Here is a 15085-nt window from a genome sequence, read left to right on the forward strand (position 1 = left end):
CCTTACAGCCGTAAGTCGAACGTTCGACGAAACCCGAGGACCTAGCGATCCTCACCACCACAACGGAGCCCACGATGAGAGCACGTCAACGCACCACCACGCTGGAGAACCTGCGGATCCCGGTGCCGGCCAAGCTCGCGGCAACCTGGACCAGCTTGATGTTCTTCTACATCTACATCGACTACTTCCACCTCTACCAGCCCGGCGCCATCGACCAGATCCGGGGTGGCGGCATATTCGAGTTCGACATCACCCCTACGTTGATGACCATCTTCGTCGTGGTCATCGGGTTCCCGGCCCTGATGGTGATGCTCTCCATGACGCTGCCCGCCCGTGTGAACCGCGCCACGAACCTCGTCGTGGCATCGCTCTACCTCCCTGTCACGGTGTTCAACGCGGTCGGGACGTCATGGGACTGGGCCTTCTACTACGGCTTCCACATCACCATCGAGGTGCTGCTCCTGGCCTTCATCCTGCGCTCCGCCTGGACCTGGCCCCGCACCTCACCGCCGGTGACCATGGCGACCGGCCCGGACCGTGAAGCCGTTCGCGCCCAGCTGCAAGCGTGAACCCGAGAGCAGTCCCCGTCCTGTTCGGAGCCATCTGCCTCGGTGCCGCGGTGCGGGCCTCCTGGCGGTGGGACATCAACTACCACTGAGACACCGCGTGGGGGGCCTTCCAAGGCCCCCCACCGGCAGGCCAGGTCATCGGATGCGCACACAGATCCACCGCATCCTCGACACCGACCCCAAGAACGGCAACGTCGTCGTCCGCCGCACCGACCCGCCACGACGGGCACGCCGAGCCCCAGTACCGGATCCGCCGGTCCCACCATCATCCCGGAAGGTCCCGGTCATGAGGGTCGACGATCTCGCGCTGGCCCCGGGCATCGAGCAGATGCACGGCGCCGAAGTCATCTTCAGCGGCTTCCACTTCGGGATGCCGACCATCGCCGTCCTGGGTGCCCTGCTCATCACCGGCGAATACGCCACCGGCATGATCCGCTCCACGTTCGCGGCAGTCCCGGCCCGGATCCCCGGCCTTCGCGCCAAGGAGATCGTCCTGGTCGTGCTGCTCGCGCTCGTCATCGTGCACCCGGTGCGGTGGCAGAGGGAGCCGGTCACGGCTCGCTCATCACTGGGACTGCACCCTCGAACCCTCCGGCGATGCCCATGAACCGACTGAGACAGGAGAACACCATGGACTCACGCCCTCAGCATCCGCGCGGAACGATGAGGGCCATCACCCAACTGGGATACGGCGGGACCGAGGTGCTCTCGCTCGCCGAGGTCGAGACGCCGGTGACCGGCGACGACGAGGTGCAGGAACGGTTCGTCGCGCTGCGGCCGACGACCGTGGACGCCGTTCATGCCTCGTCCGTGCCGGTCTCGGGGACCACCGCGCTCCAAGGACTCCGGCTGGCAGGCGTCGCGCCCGGGCAGAACGTGCTCGTGAACGGCGCCTCCGGCGGCGTCGGCGGAGGTCGCTACGACGTGCTCTTCGACCTCGTCGCCGACCACCCCCTCGGACGCGTGCGTCGCTCGCTCACGCGGCATGGAACGCTCCTGGTCGCCGCGGGAAAGGGAGGGAAGGTGCTCGGCCCGGTCGGTCGCATCGTCCGTGCATCGACCATGTCGTTGTTCGTGCCGCAGCGGCTGCGTCCGCCGGCCGCCAGGAGGAACGGCGGCGACCTCGCCGAGCTGACGCGGCGCATCGATGCGGGCGAGGTCGTGCCCGTCGTCGACGAGGTGTTCCCACGCGAGCGCGCCGCCGAGGCGATCACCCGACTCGACTCGGGTGAGGTGCGGGGCAAGGTGGTCATCACGGTCTGAGCACACGTCAGCGAAGGACCCGTTGGACTCGACCGCCCGCCCTGACCCTCGTGCGCCGAGTCCTGGACCGGCGCACCCACACCATCCTCGAAGCAATGAAGACCACCGGGGCTGACAACTGCACGACCACCCGGATGTGGAACGCCGAACGCGCCGTCAGCCGCGTGGACGGTTCCTGTCGCTGCCGGACCGTCCGGGCGTGAGCATTCCGAGCTCATTCACCAGTAGCGCACCTCCTGCCGCAGGCAGGAACAGCAAGGCGGGCATCCACTCAGTCACGGCGAACAGGCCCAGTGCGAGGAGGAGAACGACGATCGCTGCGACTCGAACCTTGGTGTGCATGACATCACTTCCGTTGCGTTCGTGAAGACTAGCATCCGCCTCCGCGGCAGCTCTGCGCCGTCCGCCTCAGCGTGCGGATTCCTGGTGGAAGCAGGAACCTCATCCGCATCACCGACGATTTCTCCGGCTGATCCGCCCTGTCCGGGCACCGTACCTGCGGGAGCACTCATCACGGCCGTCGTTGACACCGTGAGAAGCACGAACACCCCTCGAGCCCGCCTTCCTGCCCCTCCACCGCAGGCCGACGCCACCACGACGACCGCAGTCCGCACGCACGGCCGAGCGCCGGCATTCCGACACGCACGGTCCGGGCGAGGTGCCGAGGACGGATCCATTCCTCTGTAGCGTGGAACGATCTACTCCAGGAGGTCTCTCATGATGGACGTCGCCGGCGTCGGAGCGTTTCTCGGACTGTTCATCTGGTTGCTCATGGTCGCCATCACCTTGTGGCTGCTCTATTGGGTGGTGCGCAAGGGCGTCACCGCCGGCATCAGGGACTACGTGCACCAGCACGGCGACCGTGCCGGCAGCTTGCGGCCATAGACCATCCCCGGCACCGCCCCGGCCGGGCGCTGGGAAACCATCCGCGATGCGCCAAGGAGCCCCGCTGTGCAGCAATCAGTCCGTGTCCTCAGCGTCGCCGCTGCCGCTCTCACATCGCTGGGCCTCACCGGGTGCGAGGACAACCTGCTGCTCCAGGACAGACCGACCACCCCCTCCCAGGTCACGCCCACCGCGATCACCCCGGATCCCGGGTGCACCATCTCAGAAGCCGGCAAGGACCCAGGACAGACCGAGGATCTCACCACAGCACCCGACAACTTGAAGCTGAGCTGCGACGACCGGACCCTCATCCTGGCCGGTGACTACACCAACAGGACCGCCAACAGCTTCTTCCCGGACCACACCGCCATCAAGGCTGCCATCGTCGTCGACGGCGAAGCCCGCATCTGGCACCTCCTCGGCCCCCACGGCGAGGACGAGGGATGCCTGACCATTCAGCGTCTCGACGAGACCAGCGCCTCCCGCGACGAGTGCGACGCCGATCGGCTCGACCAGTGGCAGAACAGCGACCCCGCCGCAGAAACCCGCGACACCCCCGCGGCCCAGATCCTCTAGGACCTGCCCTACAGGACAAACGCCGACTCAGACGGAACCTCAGCTACAAAGCGGCCGTCGTCGTCCGGTAGCCGGCCATATATGAAGTCACCACGGGTCGGGCATGGGACTGGTCGGCGGTCGGGGGCAGTGCGTCCCCGGCTGGTGTGGGCCGGCATCTGCATCAGGGGACCTGGGGGCTCACGACAGCCTCGAGAGTGGAACCACGGTGTCGGTGGAACGGGAGGTTTCGAGGGCCGGAGATTTCCGACAGACACGTTCTACCTCGGCCGCCGGGCGCATCCAGCTCAGCGCTGACCACGGCTTCACCCCGTCCATGGCCCTGAGCGGCGAGAACCATCACTCCTGAGATCCTGTCCGAGCCGCTGGTCCGATCCCGTCCTCGAGGCCCGTTCGGCGCCGGAGGAAAGGCAGGGCCCAGGGTCTAGCCTGCTGTCGGCATCCAGAGCATGTTCCCCACGCCCCACAGCACCAAGCAGACCAGCACGAACGGCAGGGTCCTGGCGGCCAGGGCTCCGCGGGTGAAGGCGGGCCCCGGGGTGTCCTTCCGGTGCAGCGGACCGGCGATCCGGTAGGCGAGCTCGATGCGCGCCGGGCTGGCCAGGCAGGCCAGCCCGGCCGCCACGTTCTGTGAGGCCATCATCCACAGGGGGTCCATGCCCAGGGCGTGCGCGGCCGCGTCCTGGGTGCCCCCGAACATGGCATTGGCGCCCGTGCCCGAGGCCGTGATGTAACCGCCCAGGCCACCGAGCAGCGGGACCAGGAACAGGTAGCCCTGCCCCAGCCCGGTCAGCGCCGTGGCCAGGGCCTCGGCCAGCCCGCCCCCGGAGATCGCGGTGCCCAGCACCAGGTACAGGCCGGTCGGCACCGCCACCTGGAGCCACATCCGGGCGCTCTCCCGGGGAAGCCGTCGGCGGTGGCCCCTGGCCATGGAGAGCACGACGATCCCGACCAGGGCACCGGTGCTGGACCACAGGGCCGGCGAGCCCAGCACCGCGCCGAACCCACCGGGCGGCAGCCGGTCTTCGAGAAGCTGCCCGACGATGGTGCCGCCCAGCAGCACCAGGTACGGCACCAGAGCGCGGCCCGGGACGGGCCCCAGACGTCCCCGACTGATCACCCCGGCCCAGCCCGCGGACATCAGGAGGGTCGCCACCGCACCGGCCACGGCCGTGCCGAACACCAGATTCGCGGCAAGGACCAGAACGGACAGCACCGCTCCCGACGCCAGCCCCGTGCCGATCCAGGCCCCGTAGTCAGCAGGCCGGGGCCGGCCGTCGGACGCGGGCAGCCCCCGGCCGGCGATGACCGCGGCCACGGCACCGGAGCCCCAGAAGGCGATGACGTTCAGGACCCCGGAAGCCACCCCGAGGTCGTGCAGGGTGACGCCGGCGATCTGGGAGCCCAGCAGAGTACCGGGGCCCATGGAACCCCACGGGCCCACCATGAGCCCGACCAGCGAGAGGGAGGCCGCCCGCAGCGGCGTGAACCCCAGGGACAGCAGCAGCGGCAACCCGATGATCACGGAGACGCCGAACCCGGTGACGGTCTCCAGGAACGGCACCACCCCGTGCACCATGAGCAGCGCCGAGACCACCGTGGGGCCGCCCCCGGACGAGAGCCACCGGGCCAGGCTCTCCTGAGCACCGGTCCGGTCCATGACCCGTGCGAGCAGGATCCCGCCGGCAATGATCGCCAGCACCTCGACCAGGGTCCAGAAGCTCTCGCCGAAGGCCGAGGCCACCCCGGACACAGGGGTGTCGAACCAGGCCAAGCCGATCAGCACGGCTGAGGCCAGTCCGGCCCCGGGAGCCACCCACGAAGGCGCCGGCACGAGCAGCAGCACCAAGGTCAGCACAATGGGCAGGGCCGCCATGAGCACGTCCAACGGCGGCCCACCTCCACACTTCTCCTGTCGGGTCTCTGACACCGGCAGATGCTACGCCCCGACGGCGTCAGGGTGGTCACCGAGGCGGAGGGCACCTCCTGCTGCACCGCCGATTCTCGAGTCGGGCCGGGAGCCCCACCATAGGCAGGGCGGGGTGCAATGGCGTGATCCTACGGGTGGCCGGCAACTGATCATCGACCGTAAGAGCCGTTGCCACGGCATCCTCGGCATGGCCCGCTGCGGGGCCATGGATCCCACCGAACCGGGCCCCGCACCGCACGATCCGCGACGAGGCAGCCACCACCGGCCAGCGGCATGACCAGGGCACCTCGGACGACCTGACAAGAATGCCGATCGCACCCCGGCCACCGAACCGGTGAAGCCGCTGGGGGCAGGGCCCACTCCAGGTGGTGATCCGCTGGAGCGAGGTTCAGTGGGACGGGCAATGCCACGGGAACTGGGCGCTCTTCTCAACGTGGCCTGGATTGAGATCCGGGCCGGTGCCGGCCCCGGTCGATGTTCTGATTCCCATGACATGGACTGCTACGGCACCACAGGGACCGTGACCCGGGAGCACGGTCCCAGTAGGGGGACGCCTCCACCCTGTGGAGACGTCCCCCTTCACCGACGAACACGTGTAGACGTCAAAGTCCTGGGCGCTGTGAGCACGGCCTGGGCTCGGAGGACAGACGCACTGCGGGAACGCTGACCCCGATCATTCTCCTGGGCACTGGCGTCGAGCGGAGACCTGGTAGTCGGGAACCGGCCGGTCCTGGGCCTCCTGTGCGGTGGCGGCCACGCCGTTGCGCTCGATGTCCTCGATCAGCCAGTCCATCTCATCGATCTCCCGCCGCTGGGCCTCGCTGATCTCCACCGCCAGTTCGCACACCCGCACATCCGCTAGTTCCGCGCGTTCGGACCGGGTGATGGCCAACGAGTGGTGCGGGATCATCGAGCTCATGTACGCGGTGTCCTGCACCGTGGTCTGGCTGCGGTCCAGGAACGCCCCGCCGCCCAGCAGCAGGAGGCTGACCGCGACCACGGCCACGTTGGCCTTGGTGTTCTTGTACATGTTCAGCATCCAGGCGAGCATGACCAGGCCCATGGTCCCGCCCATGGTCAGGGTCATGAACAGCCGGTTCTCGCTCCAGCGCACGTGGCTCCACTCCCAGGAGCCGATGAACATGGCGGCGTACATCACCACCATGGCCGTGAGGATCATCGCCGCGAAGCGCCAGTACATCTTCAGGCCCCCGTGGGACTGGTGCTCGCCCTGCTGATCGCCACCGTGCTGGTTCTGATCCTTCTGGTGCTCGTGGTTCTGGTCGTTGCTGGTGCTGGGCACGGGTCCCCTCCGTTCTGTTGATGCTCGGCCGGGCGCAACAACGGGTGGCTGCCGACCATGAATTACAACCGACAGTAGACTGCTAATCACTCCTGCTGGGCTGGAAGCTATGAAGATTCAGCGAAGATCCACGTTCCCGCACACAGTGAACCGACAATCGGGGTGCGCCTGGCCTGTCATGGTCCAGGCAGGCCCTGTCTGATGCGAGCAATGTCCTCTGCGGTGTAGGTCTCTGCGATCTGCACACCGTTGCCCCCCGCCCAGGACATTGCGGAATTTCAGGCCCCGCAGCCGCGCCCCGGGCACGGGCCGGTAGGTGGTCCGCCCGCCGGAGACCGGCGGATGCCCACCCCATCGTGCACGGTGAGCGCGTGCAGCCACACACCATCGGCCGTCGGGGCGCACCCCGTGAAGCCGGTCCCCGCTTCCTCCGGGTGGGACCGGTGGACCCCGAGCAGGTCGGCGAGCCAGGTCTTGCCGTAGAGCACGTCGTCGGCGGCGATCACCAGCGGCACCCGGTGGTGCTCGACCGAGCAGACGTAGGGGTAGTACTTCTGGTGCGGGCCCCGGTCCCGGGTGAGCCGGATCTCCAGGCCCCGGTCCACCAGTGCCGCCAGTGGTTCGGGTGGGTCGGCGACGGTCTGGGCGTCTGTCCAGTCACAGGATCAGCCGTTGCGGGCGCACGGACCCCCGCCCGATGGCCTCCACGACCCAGTGCACGGTGCGGATCCGGTCCCCGTAGGAGGTCAGGCTCACGACCACCGGGGCGTCGTCGGTCACCGGGCCGGTGGCGAAGCGATTGCGGCAGGCACAGAAGAGCGCGCCGGGGCCGGCCACGGCCGCCTGCACCCACCCGCGCGCGAGCTGCCGCCCCCACGGCCACCGCACCAGGTGACGCATCCTCCGGCCTAGGACTCGCACCGGCACACGCGGCGACGACTGAAGCACAGACACCCTCCCCCAGGGCTGACAACAGGATCAGGTCAGCCCAGCCATGACTGCTCATCGGGCTGCTCCGGTGTCCCGGCCGGCCCTTGTGCCCCTGCGGCGCGAGAACATCCGTGGACGTCTCAAAGACTGACGCCGGCTGCGACGGGACCGTGCACTGCCGTGTCTCACACACCGTTGGTCCGACGGACCCGGGGTGGCCGGTCGTGGCTCGGGCGCCCGGCGAGCCTCCTGCACCATGCCCATGCGCTATCGCTCGGCGTTCCGGCCCTCACTGTGAGCGCGGGTGCGTCGACGGTCCAGTGTCCGGCCCCGGTGGAAGCGCTCCAGCTGTGCCAGGACCTGATCCCGGGTAGCCCCGCTCCGGGCGTGGCGGCGGATTTCCCAGGGGTAGTAGTAGGGCTGGGAGGCGATCTGCTCGTCGGTGCGCCAGGTGCCGTCGATGAGGTAGCGCACCACCGTGTTGGCGAACGCCATGACCGGCACCGCGAACAGCGCCCCGGCGATGCCGTAGAGGATCGACCCGGTGGCCACGGCCAGGAACACGGCCAGCGGGTGCAGGGACACGGCCTTGCCCAGGATCAGCGGCTGCAGCACGTTGCCCTCCAGCTGCTGGACGAGGATCACCACGCCCAGCATCAGCAGCGCGTTCGTCGTGCCGTTGGCCACCAGCGCGACCAGCACCGCGACCGCCCCGGTGGCCACCGCCCCCACGATGGGGATGAAGGAGCCCAGGAACACGAGGATGCCGATCGGCAGGGCCAGCGGCACCCCGAGCAGGGCAGCCCCGGTGCCGATGCCCACCGCGTCGATGGCGGCCACCAGCCCCTGGGCGCGGGCGTACTGGACCAGGGCCTCCCAGCCGTGCCGGCCCGCGCCGTTGACCGCCCGGCGGGCCTCCACCGGGAAGAGCCCGACGACGAAGAGCCAGATCCTCTCCCCGTCGGCCAGGAAGAACAGCAGGGTGAAGAGCAGGATGAGGATGCCGGTGAGCAGGTGCCCGGCCGTGGCCCCGAAGGACAGCGCCCCGTCGAGCAGGGCCTGGCTGTTGTCCTGGACGGTGGCCCCGAAGTCGGTGACCCAGTCCTCCAGGTCCGCGGTGCCGAAGTTCAACGGCGTGTCCTGCAGCCGGTCCAGCAGTTCCCCGGCACCGACCACCACGCTGCCGGAGAGCTCGGCGAAGCCGACCACGATCTGCTGCCCGGCCAGCACGAGCAGCCCCACGACGACGCCGACCAGCCCCAGCACGGTGGCCCCGGCGGCCGCCCCGGCCGGCACCCGGTGGCTGCGCGCCCACTTCGTCAGGGGAAAGAGCAGACCGGCCAGCAGGCCCGCCAGCAGCACCGGGACGACCACCACCGTGACCGTGGAGAGCAGGTAGCCCAGCACCCCCACGGCCGAGGCCACGACCAGCAGCCGCCAGGACCAGGCCGCAGCCACCCGCACCGCCACAGGCACCCCTGCCGCGGCACTGCCGTGGGCCGAGGCCGGCTCACGATCGGGTCCCGGATCGGTGAGGCGCGGTACGCCGTGGGCTGTCGAGGCCATGGTGGGATCCTCCCACGATCACCGGTCAGCACGCCGAGGGGTGCTCATCTTCCAGGACGGGAGAATGTCGGGGGTGACCCTCCACCGGACGTGCATCCGGCACAAGGTCGCCCCCGCCGTGACACCCTCCGGGCATGCCGGAACTCACTCCTCCTCGAGGATCTCCCCGGTGGTGGCCATGATGTACGGCTCGCCCACGTAGTCGGCGTAGAGCTCGTCCTCCAGGTCGATGCCGAGCTCCTCCTCGGTGGCGGCGATGTCGAAGTCCTGGGCGACCGTGCCGGTCACCTCCACCACCTGCCCGTCGTCGAGCGGAGGGATCTCCTGCTCCTCGACGATCAGCAGCGGATCCACCGCGGTCCCGGCGGCACCGGCGATCACGAACGTGTCGGTCGACAGCGTCTCGGTCACCTCCGCGGAGACGGTGACCTCCTGGCCGGCGTAGGTTTCGCTCTCGTCGTAGAAGGCCTGGTCGTAAGGGCCGACGTAGCCCGCGCCCGCTCCGGTTTCACCGTCCTGCGGCGCCGGGGACGATTCCAGGACCTCGCCCTCGGAGATGTCCTCGACGTCCGTGCCCTCCTCGGGGCCCTCGGTGTTGCACCCGGCCAGTCCGAGGCCGGCCACAGCGACGATGCCGGCGGCCATCGCCCGTGTGCTGCGTCGATCTCGTGTCCTCATGATGTGCCTCCTGAGTTGCGATCGTTCTCGCCGAGGGGCTGGTCGATCAGCGCCCCGGCCTGATGCCCATCGACCCTGAGCAAGCTGTCCATCCCGATGCAAGGAACACCCCACCCTTCCCCGCGTCTTCCGACCGCACCGTGAGGAAATCGTTATGCCTTATCAGGGGCAGTTGAGCCCGTGAAAGCCACTGTTCTGGCCTGAATCTGATCGCACTTAAGCAGTTCTCCCGGGTCACTTCGACCGGTGAAGACGACGATGTCACCGGCGGCCGCACAGCAGCCGAGATCGTCGTGACCGAAGGAGCCCACGCACCTCGGTCCGCGTCCCGGCCCGCGGGTGTGGCGCACGAACCGCGCACTCGTCCGCTCCAGGTCCGTGCCGGTGACCGTGCCCATGATCTGCCACGTTCGCTGGTACACCTGCGGGTGCACGGCCTCGAAGTAGGCACGGTGGGTCCAGGCTGGCGGGATGGGCGTCCTGGGGGGGCGCAGCCCGACGACGCGGCCGCCCCAGCCGACGCGTCGAGTCCTATCGGAGTGGGGCTCGACCGCGTGATCGGTGCGGAACAGGTTCTCGTTGATCCCGGGCCGCTTTCGGGGCAGGTCTCGGGCGGGTCATTCCTCGGGTACAGCTTGGACGTCGTCGGCGACCACACCGAGGTCGAGCTCGCGTTCGACGAGGTAGTTGTTCTCGTCCTGGTCGAAGTCGAACCCGCCCCAGGCCTCCACGTCGGTGAGCAGGATCTGGCGCACGGTGCCGGTGACCTCCACCCGGTCCCCGTCCTCGAGGCCGGCGGCGGCGGCGTCGAAGCCCACCACGGGGGTGTCCTCATCCCCGACGGTGAAGAGGTTGGGGCCGTGGACCTCGGTGACCTCGTTCTCGAAGGTCACCGTTTCGTTGAGCATGGCCGCGGCGGTCTCGGTGCCTTCGTCCTGGGCTTCCTGCACCGGAGTCTCTTCGGCGCATCCCATCATCAGCACGGAGGCGACGGCGGCGGCCGCCGGCCACGTTGCCAGTTTCTGTCCTCGGGTCCGCATCATGTGCTCCTTCGATCAATTCGTTGCCTGGCTCCGCGACGTCGTCGCGGTTCTCGTGTCCGCACACCCCCGGACGGTTACCGGGGCCCAGTCAGCGTCGTGACCGGGGGCCAGTTGGCCTGCCTGGCTCAGCTGCCGACGCCGGTGACCGATCCGTCCTCAGCGTTGATCCCGACGTCGAGGACCTCGCCGGTGCCGGTCTCGTTGATCTGCACCACCCAGGTCAGCAGGCCGTTGATCTCTCCGAGGTCCCCGGCGCGGGCCAGGGTTCCATCGACCTCGCCGAAGGCGGTCTCCACGGCTTCGGTGAGGGTGACGGTGGCCCGGTCCAGTTCGGCGATCTTGTCGTCGGTCAGGGCGACCTCCTCGCCCTGCTCGAGGACTTCCTCGCCGTCGGCCGAGACGGTGACCTCGTGGCGGGTCTGCCCGGAGGCCACGCCCACGATCCAGCTCTCGCCCTCGGCCTCGCGGTCCAGCTGCACGGCCCTACCGTTCTCCACCGCGCCTTCGGCGGTGGCGATGGCGGTGGCCGCACCGGCAGCACCAGCCACCGGATCAGCGTCGGCTGACGCGGAACCGGTGGCCGTAGCGGCATCGGTGGCCGTGGGGGTCGCCGTCGAAGTGGGGGACATGCCCCCCTCGGGCGTACTGGTTCCGGTGGCGGTGGCGACAGGGCCCACGACCTCGGCCGTGGTGTCCTCTTCGCCGCATCCGGTCAGGGCCAGAGCAGACACGGCCAGGACGGTCAGGACGGGACGTCGATAATCAGTAAGCTTCATCTTTCCCATGCTTGCCCATGTCAGCGGGCATTTCAAGACATCGTCCTGCATCGTGCGGCGCGGTCGCCCGCAACCTCGGCCTCCCATACGCCAGGCTGCTGGGCAGTGCCTGTCAGTCTCCGGAATCCGATCCACAGCGGTTCCCCCACCCTGGCGCAACCGGCTACGGTCGAATCCTTGAGGGGCACCGGGTTCACCGGCTCAGACCCGGGTATTGCACCCACACCCACTGTGTCCGGACGAAGGAGCGAGACCATGATGCACGTGCCATCGATGCTCAAGTCCTACCCGAAGGACCTCGGGACGGTGGACGAGGTGAAGCTGGCCGCCTGCATCGCCGCCTGCTTCGAGTGTGCCCAGACCTGCACAGCGTGTGCCGACGCGTGCCTGTCCGAGGACACGGTCGGGGAGCTGACCCAGTGCGTGCGCACCAACCTGGACTGTGCGGATCTGTGCGCGGCCACCGGCAACGTGCTCTCCCGGCACACCGGCTACGACGTCAACATCAACCTGGCCGCGCTGCGGGCCTGCTGGATGGTGGCCAAGGCCTGCGCCGAGGAGTGCGAAGCCCACGCGGACCGGCACGACCACTGCCGCATCTGCGCCGAGGCCTGCCGCCGGTGCGAGGTCGCCTGCATGGACCTGATCACCGCGCTGGGCTGACCAGAGGCCCAACTACCACTGCCCCGGGGGAACCGGCCCATGGTTCGGTCCGCACCCGCCGGCCCAGCAGCAGACCACCCGGAAAGGGCAGCCCCTCGGCCAGCACCCAGTGCACCGCTTCGACAACGAAAAGGACCACCATGAACACCACCCACCACCGTCATCGCGTGCGGAAGCTGGCCGGCGCCCTGGTCCTGGCCACCACCGCCGCGGTGAGCACCGGCTGCGGCACCAGCAGCACCCCAGAACCCGCCCCGGAGACCGAGACCACCCCGGCCCAGCCCGAGCAGACCCCTGGCGAGCAGACCACCGTCGCCTACAGCGGGCCCTACGACGAGGAGTTCCGTGCGGACGTGTCCTCCTACGCCGGTCAGCAGGTGACCCTCACCGGCGAGGTGGCCGACCTGGTCCCCTCCCGCTCCGCGATGGTCCTCACCGACCCCGAGAACCCGGACCTGGATCCGCTGCTGGTCAGCGCCCAGTACGCCTTCCCCGACGCCGAGGAGGGCGCGATCGTGGACGTCACCGGCACCCTCCAGACGAACTTCCAGGCCCGGGTCGACCAGGACGACGTGGACAACGACGCCGGCTTCTACGACCGCCACATCGGCCACCCCTACCTGGACCAGGCCGGCCTCGGCACCGAGTAGTCCGGTACGGGCGGTGACCGGGCCGCCTCAGCCCCGGTGCAGCTCGATGCTCAGCAGCTGGGGCGGGGCGTTGATCCGCACCGGCAGCAGACTGAACCCGATCCCGCAGGTCACGAACATCTCGTTGCCCTCGGCCCCGTAGCCGTCCGGGGCGAAGCCGTCGGCCACGAGCTCCTCCTCCTCGGTCAGTCCCAGGTAGGACCACCGGGACAGCAGGGGCAGGGCGATCTGGCCGCAGTGGGTGTGCCCGGCCACCGCCATCGGGGCGGTGCCGGCGGGCAGCTCCGGGAACGTGGTCGGGTTGTGCATCATCACCAGCCGGGGTGCGGCCTCCGGTAGGTCCTCAAGGGCTTCCTGAGGGTCAGCTGCCCCGACCGAGGAGGGCCCCACCCCGACCAGGAACAGTCCCGGTCCGGGGCCGCCGCCGGGGGCGGGCACCAGGACGGCCTCGTCGGCCAGGACCTCGATCCCGCGCTCCTCGAAGGCGGTGGTGAGCTCCTCGACGGCTCCGACGGCGTAGTCGTGGTTGCCCATCACCGCGTACACCGGGATCTCGGCTGCGGTCAGGGGTTCCAGCAACTCGGTCACGTGCTGGATTCGTTCCTGGATGCTGGTCTCGCTCTGGTAGAGGAAGTCCCCGGGCAGCAGCACGGCCGCCGGATCGGCGGCCACGGCCTGCTCCACCACGCGCTCGATCATCGAGGTGTTGTCCCACCACATCCCCACCTGCAGATCGGAGAACACCAGCACCTGGGCCCCCTCCCAGTCCGGGCCCAGTCCGGGGATGCGGGCCTGGATGCGTTCCTCGTTCAGGATCAGCCGCGGTTCGATCGCCACTCCGTAGCCGGTCACGAGCAGGCCCAGGGCGACCAACCCCGCCACGACGCCCGTGAGCCAGGACCGGACACGACCACGCCGGCGAGCTCGGCGCCCCGGCTCGGAACCGTCGTGCCGGGCAGCTGAAGAGTTCATTCCAGTCCTCTCGTGGGCGGGTGCGGTATCCCGGTACGGGTTCCCCCGGTGGCGCCTGCGGGCCCGGTGCACCGGCCCTCCACCCTAGCGACCCCGGTCCGGATCCTGTGACGGGCTCCAACCCCCGGATCAGGGCAGGCCTCAATGGTGGTGCGACGCGCACCCAAGCGGTCTTCGCTGCGTCGCTGGGCACCCCATCGCTCCCACCCGCTGAGCAGCTCTGATGACTAGGGTAGGACGACACAGGTCGACGACAGGCCACCCTTGCACACCCCGTCACCGGAGCACCGAGGAGCACGCTGATGACCCACCGCACCTTGACCCACCGCGCACCGATCCTGGCCGCGGCCGGCCTGACCGGGGCGCTGTTGCTGACCGGGTGCCAGGACGAGACGAGGCTGACCCAGCTGGACCAGTCCGGGGTCTCCAACGAGGAAATCGTCGGGGAAGAGATCATCCTCAGCAATGACGTGGAGGGCATCTACGGGGACGAGTTCCTGACCATGGGAGATGAACAGACCGTCGTCTTCGTGACGGACATGCCGGCCGATCTGCGCCCCGGTGACGAGGTCGAGGCCACCGGCACCGTGGCCGCCGGTGATCTGTTCAGCGATCCCGGGGACCGGGAGCGGCTGTACCAGCTCACCGATGAGGGAAACGCCAACTACCTGGTCAATCGGGAGTCCGAGCTCTACCTCACCGAGGCCACCGTCACCGTCGTCGAATAGGCACCCCGGTCTCTGGGCCGTCGCCCTCCAGTTGCCCTGCGGCTGGAGGGCGACGGGAACATGAGCGAAGGGAGCCCCTCTCACCGCCTCAGCGGTGAGAGGGGCTCCCCGGTCGTTCGGGTGACGTCTAGTCCTGCTCGATGACCTGGGCGTCGTCGGCGACCACGCCGAGGTCGAGCTCGCGCTCGATGAGGTAGGACGTCTCGTCGTCGTCGAAGTCGACTCCCCAGCCGCTCTCGATGTCGGTCTCCACGATCTGGCGGACGGTGCCGGTGACCTGGACCATGTCCCCGTCCTGGATGTCCTGGGCGGACGCGTCCACCCCCACCACCGGGGTGTCGTCCTCACCGACGGTGAACAGGTTCGGGCCCACGATCTCGGTGACCTCGTTCTGCATCGTGACCGTCTCGTTGAGGATCGCCGCCGTCGCCGAGGCGTCCCCCTCCTGCGCCTCCTGGACCGGGGTCTCCTCAGCACAGCCCACCATCAGGGCCGAGGCGAAGGCGGCCGCGGCCGGCAGAGCAAACATCCTCTTCTTCGAGCTGGTCGACAT

The 15085-nt window shown here is 69.1% G+C and carries 19 protein-coding genes; 8 read left to right on the top strand and 11 right to left on the bottom strand.

Translation table 11 applies throughout. From position 1 onward, the window contains the following. Positions 1–74: 74 nt before the first annotated feature. From RCG67_RS07475 to RCG67_RS07485, 3 genes are all read left to right on the top strand, one after another. Positions 75–569, top strand: coding sequence for a DUF6326 family protein (locus RCG67_RS07475; protein WP_368825534.1), 495 nt, complete (start codon positions 75–77; stop codon positions 567–569). 286 nt (positions 570–855) lie between these two features. Next, positions 856–1176 carry a hypothetical protein gene (locus tag RCG67_RS07480; RefSeq protein WP_368825535.1) on the top strand — a complete coding sequence of 107 codons (321 nt, stop codon included), beginning with the start codon at positions 856–858 and terminating at the stop codon, positions 1174–1176. A gap of 23 nt (positions 1177–1199) precedes the next feature. Next, a complete protein-coding gene (locus tag RCG67_RS07485; protein WP_368825536.1) occupies positions 1200–1832 on the top strand; it encodes a zinc-binding dehydrogenase in 633 nt (210 codons plus the stop codon). Positions 1833–1988: 156 nt separating this feature from the next. Here RCG67_RS07485 and RCG67_RS07490 read toward each other — a convergent pair whose 3' ends face one another. Next, complete coding sequence (locus RCG67_RS07490) at positions 1989–2174, bottom strand: hypothetical protein (protein ID WP_058874486.1); 186 nt, start codon at positions 2172–2174, stop codon at positions 1989–1991. Positions 2175–2549: 375 nt separating this feature from the next. On the opposite strand from RCG67_RS07490, the gene RCG67_RS07495 reads away from it, so the two are divergent. After that, positions 2550–2717, top strand: coding sequence for a hypothetical protein (locus tag RCG67_RS07495; RefSeq protein WP_368825537.1), 168 nt, complete (start codon positions 2550–2552; stop codon positions 2715–2717). Positions 2718–2783: 66 nt separating this feature from the next. Then, the gene (locus tag RCG67_RS07500; protein WP_368825538.1) at positions 2784–3293 is read left to right on the top strand and encodes a hypothetical protein; all 510 of its coding nucleotides are present in this window, start codon (positions 2784–2786) and stop codon (positions 3291–3293) included. 424 nt (positions 3294–3717) lie between these two features. Here the strand turns inward: RCG67_RS07500 and RCG67_RS07505 are convergent, their stop codons facing one another. The 8 genes from RCG67_RS07505 to RCG67_RS07540 form a co-directional block, all read right to left on the bottom strand. Continuing rightward, positions 3718–5223 carry an L-lactate permease gene (locus RCG67_RS07505; protein WP_368825539.1) on the bottom strand — a complete coding sequence of 502 codons (1506 nt, stop codon included), beginning with the start codon at positions 5221–5223 and terminating at the stop codon, positions 3718–3720. A 673-nt stretch (positions 5224–5896) separates the two neighbouring features. Further along, positions 5897–6526 (bottom strand): DUF305 domain-containing protein, encoded by a 630-nt coding sequence (locus tag RCG67_RS07510; protein ID WP_368825540.1) that lies wholly within the window; start codon positions 6524–6526, stop codon positions 5897–5899. Between the two features lie 278 nt (positions 6527–6804). Further along, positions 6805–7131 carry a hypothetical protein gene (locus tag RCG67_RS07515; RefSeq protein ID WP_368825541.1) on the bottom strand — a complete coding sequence of 109 codons (327 nt, stop codon included), beginning with the start codon at positions 7129–7131 and terminating at the stop codon, positions 6805–6807. 52 nt (positions 7132–7183) lie between these two features. After that, positions 7184–7426 carry a hypothetical protein gene (locus RCG67_RS07520; protein ID WP_368825542.1) on the bottom strand — a complete coding sequence of 81 codons (243 nt, stop codon included), beginning with the start codon at positions 7424–7426 and terminating at the stop codon, positions 7184–7186. A gap of 297 nt (positions 7427–7723) precedes the next feature. After that, entirely contained in the window at positions 7724–9022 is a 1299-nt protein-coding gene (locus RCG67_RS07525) for an AI-2E family transporter (RefSeq protein ID WP_368825544.1), read from the bottom strand. Between the two features lie 144 nt (positions 9023–9166). Next, complete coding sequence (locus RCG67_RS07530) at positions 9167–9700, bottom strand: hypothetical protein (RefSeq protein ID WP_368825545.1); 534 nt, start codon at positions 9698–9700, stop codon at positions 9167–9169. A 617-nt stretch (positions 9701–10317) separates the two neighbouring features. Continuing rightward, on the bottom strand, positions 10318–10650 hold the full coding sequence (locus RCG67_RS07535) for a hypothetical protein (RefSeq protein ID WP_368825546.1): 333 nt from the start codon (positions 10648–10650) through the stop codon (positions 10318–10320). A gap of 218 nt (positions 10651–10868) precedes the next feature. Beyond that, entirely contained in the window at positions 10869–11291 is a 423-nt protein-coding gene (locus tag RCG67_RS07540) for a PepSY domain-containing protein (protein WP_368825547.1), read from the bottom strand. A gap of 483 nt (positions 11292–11774) precedes the next feature. Here RCG67_RS07540 and RCG67_RS07545 point away from each other — a divergent pair, with 483 nt between their 5' ends. Together RCG67_RS07545 and RCG67_RS07550 are read left to right on the top strand one after the other, a co-directional pair. After that, positions 11775–12182 carry a four-helix bundle copper-binding protein gene (locus tag RCG67_RS07545; RefSeq protein ID WP_368825549.1) on the top strand — a complete coding sequence of 136 codons (408 nt, stop codon included), beginning with the start codon at positions 11775–11777 and terminating at the stop codon, positions 12180–12182. A gap of 140 nt (positions 12183–12322) precedes the next feature. Then, entirely contained in the window at positions 12323–12832 is a 510-nt protein-coding gene (locus RCG67_RS07550) for a hypothetical protein (RefSeq protein WP_368825550.1), read from the top strand. Between the two features lie 27 nt (positions 12833–12859). Here the strand turns inward: RCG67_RS07550 and RCG67_RS07555 are convergent, their stop codons facing one another. Beyond that, positions 12860–13804: a metallophosphoesterase gene (locus tag RCG67_RS07555; protein WP_368825551.1), complete on the bottom strand. Its 945-nt coding sequence runs from the start codon at positions 13802–13804 to the stop codon at positions 12860–12862. Between the two features lie 302 nt (positions 13805–14106). On the opposite strand from RCG67_RS07555, the gene RCG67_RS07560 reads away from it, so the two are divergent. Then, positions 14107–14532 carry a hypothetical protein gene (locus RCG67_RS07560; protein WP_368825552.1) on the top strand — a complete coding sequence of 142 codons (426 nt, stop codon included), beginning with the start codon at positions 14107–14109 and terminating at the stop codon, positions 14530–14532. A gap of 127 nt (positions 14533–14659) precedes the next feature. Here the strand turns inward: RCG67_RS07560 and RCG67_RS07565 are convergent. Further along, on the bottom strand, positions 14660–15085 hold a 426-nt coding region (locus RCG67_RS07565), incomplete at its 5' end, for a hypothetical protein (protein WP_368825553.1).

The organism is Kocuria cellulosilytica (assembly GCF_040981245.1).
GTDB classification, from domain to species: Bacteria; Actinomycetota; Actinomycetes; order Actinomycetales; family Micrococcaceae; genus Kocuria; species Kocuria cellulosilytica.

Excerpts from the sequence above, each read along its gene's own strand:
- RCG67_RS07495 (WP_368825537.1), top strand. The coding sequence starts at position 2,550 with ATGATGGACGTCGCCGGCGTCGGAGCGTTTCTCGGACTGTTCATCTGG.
- RCG67_RS07475 (WP_368825534.1), top strand. The coding sequence starts at position 75 with ATGAGAGCACGTCAACGCACCACCACGCTGGAGAACCTGCGGATCCCG.
- RCG67_RS07555 (WP_368825551.1), bottom strand. The coding sequence starts at position 13,804 with ATGAACTCTTCAGCTGCCCGGCACGACGGTTCCGAGCCGGGGCGCCGA.
- RCG67_RS07480 (WP_368825535.1), top strand. The coding sequence starts at position 856 with ATGAGGGTCGACGATCTCGCGCTGGCCCCGGGCATCGAGCAGATGCAC.
- RCG67_RS07560 (WP_368825552.1), top strand. The coding sequence starts at position 14,107 with ATGACCCACCGCACCTTGACCCACCGCGCACCGATCCTGGCCGCGGCC.
- RCG67_RS07520 (WP_368825542.1), bottom strand. The coding sequence starts at position 7,426 with ATGCGTCACCTGGTGCGGTGGCCGTGGGGGCGGCAGCTCGCGCGCGGG.
- RCG67_RS07490 (WP_058874486.1), bottom strand. The coding sequence starts at position 2,174 with ATGCACACCAAGGTTCGAGTCGCAGCGATCGTCGTTCTCCTCCTCGCA.
- RCG67_RS07530 (WP_368825545.1), bottom strand. The coding sequence starts at position 9,700 with ATGAGGACACGAGATCGACGCAGCACACGGGCGATGGCCGCCGGCATC.
- RCG67_RS07525 (WP_368825544.1), bottom strand. The coding sequence starts at position 9,022 with ATGGCCTCGACAGCCCACGGCGTACCGCGCCTCACCGATCCGGGACCC.
- RCG67_RS07485 (WP_368825536.1), top strand. The coding sequence starts at position 1,200 with ATGGACTCACGCCCTCAGCATCCGCGCGGAACGATGAGGGCCATCACC.
- RCG67_RS07550 (WP_368825550.1), top strand. The coding sequence starts at position 12,323 with ATGAACACCACCCACCACCGTCATCGCGTGCGGAAGCTGGCCGGCGCC.
- RCG67_RS07545 (WP_368825549.1), top strand. The coding sequence starts at position 11,775 with ATGATGCACGTGCCATCGATGCTCAAGTCCTACCCGAAGGACCTCGGG.